1 pseudogene is annotated in these 2,510 nt (G+C 34.0%); it reads left to right on the forward strand.

What is annotated here, in order from left to right:
• A pseudogene (locus KHQ28_RS28320) lies at positions 1-2,457 on the forward strand (DNA-binding protein); the annotation flags it as partial.
• Positions 2,458-2,510: the final 53 nt, after the last annotated feature.

The following is a 2,510-nucleotide window of genomic DNA, read 5'->3' on the forward strand; positions in this document are numbered from 1 at the left end:
GATGCAGAATTACGTAAACAGATTATTAGTAGATTTATTTCCCCAGAATTATGGCCTATAGTTTATTTTATAAAAGATACAGGGAATTATCATCAGCGTTATATAAAGTTCTCAGCAGAAAGCTTTTATAATAGTGAACATGAATTTATCAACTACTTTGAACAAAACTCGTCACTTTATATAGGATATCCATTTAATGGAAATCAGCACCAATTAGCTAAGATTGACTCAACTTCGATAATTGAAGAGTACAAACAAAGAAATATTCTTATTTCCAGCAATAGAGATGATGCATATAAAAAAACAACAAAAGAAATTGAAGAACTGAAAGAAAACATTCGAACCAGGAATGCTATTTCTTTAGCGAATTTACTGAAGATAATTGGTTGGGAAAACTTTAGAACAATTGCTGAAGAATATATTGCAACATGCGATGATAGAACAATAATAGATCCAGAGCAGTTAGAGACTATTCGCAATGGATTCCGCTTCGGTGGTTTTGAAGCGCTCTACTATTTACTAACCAATGGATACATCATGCAGGATTTTATGATGTTCCGCTCCATCTTTAATCAGGGGACGATCTCTGCTAATGACAACGACTATATTAAAGCGGTTGGTCGCTACATCGGATGCGAAGAGGCAAACCAAACCTTCTTGTTGGATAATTCTAAAGATGTGTTAGCCGAACTGGTTGGTCAACATTACCAATATCGTGAAGGTGCATTACATCATCAAATCATTGCCTTTTTACTTGATAGTCAAGATAACCAAGATCATAAAACCTTGTCGGCGATGATAGCGATGATTTTTCGTCAACCTGCATCAGTAATAATAGCTATTTTTAAGATATTAGAAGACCGTTTTATTAACGTTGATTATTTTACTCGTTTAGTAGTCTCCTCACTGAGTGAAAATAAGTATCTGGATAAGATGATCTCCGTTCTTAAGGAACAGGAACATAACGCTATTTCCAAATCAATTGCTTCGAAAATGATAGCTTTAGTTTCACCGGATATATCTACTGATCAAAAAAACTATCAAAAATTTATCGAGGATCTTGGTTTCAGTTTAGTCTCTGAAGTAGAACCTAACAATCTTCAATATTTTCTTCACAATATAGAACAACTTCAAGTTATTTATCATGATATTTACTTGCCAGTTACTCCGAATGAAATGAAAGCCTTGAATTTCATTGGCGATCATCAAATGTACCCTCTGGACAGGGCCACTTATCGAGTTGTTGTTGCTGGATTATTGCAGAGTGACAATGTTACTTGTGAAATGGTAGATGATTTACCGTGGTCATTATTGGATAAACATCAACTTTCCAAAATAAAAGTTTACGTAAACGACAACATTAATATCTTTGTAAAAGATATTTTTATAGACTCAAAAGAAAGCAGTAATGCTATTGTTTCAGTGATTACACATTCAGATCTCAGCGATGAACTCAAAATCTTAATACTCGAAAAAATGCAATTCACCGTGACCGGGCTAAATGAATTCCCAGAATATATTGATGTTGATGGTAACGAATTATCATATCACGATCTGTTCTATCGATATGATCATGTAACGCCAGGATGGGAAGCGTTATTGGCCTATATTTGCGAAGAGTGCAACCTTGAGATACTAACGCAGTATATTGAAAATTATGCTGATGTATTAAGCCAAGAGGCAATAAATTTGATGGAAGGAGATCGCTATGACCTTCTATATATGAAAGTTATCTGCAATGATAACCTCAGTGATAGCGCGTATGCTGCCATATTAGAGCCAGTTTATATTAATACCCATCACTGGGATGAGCGCATGAGTTTGAAAAACCTTTACCGCTTGATAAAAAATAGAAAAATAGAACTGGATCCCGAGACTTTTAAACAAGCCATACAATATTTTATTTCGAATAATGATTTGAAAAGAATCGAGCCATTTGTTTTGTGGTTTTCACAATTTAAAGACAATTTTTTCCCCAATATAGAATATTATCTTTGCGTTAATCAAGATGATGTTTTTTTTAAGGAGTCATTGATTGGAATTAATAATTCCCATGTATTCACTTTGCAAGAAAAATCTTCAATTTTATTCAAATGCCGTGAGCATTATGAGCTATCTTTATTTGAGGAATTAACTATTTCTAATGAGGGACTTATTGCCTTAGTTAATACATCTACAGATGATAATTTCACTATTTATGTAATAATTAAATTATTAAAAAATGGTTACCGTAGCAGAACGGAGATTGCACACTTCGTGAGTAGGTTGGAAGAAAAAGAATACACAAAAATATTTTATCAAAAGAGCGCAACATTGAATCTTGATAAACCTCAAGAGGCGGAGTTATTTCTGTCTGCGTTGCAACAAGCAAACCTGATCAAGAAATGGACACTTAGGGATGTGGGTAAATATTACGTTCAATGTCGATATGAGGAAGACGAGAGCTATCTTGATTAAGAAAATTTGGGGGGCTCCCCCCCCCCAAAAAAAAATTAAACAACTTGTTATTG

This window comes from Klebsiella sp. 28, from assembly GCF_018223905.1.
Taxonomy (GTDB): domain Bacteria; phylum Pseudomonadota; class Gammaproteobacteria; order Enterobacterales; family Enterobacteriaceae; genus Klebsiella; species Klebsiella pneumoniae.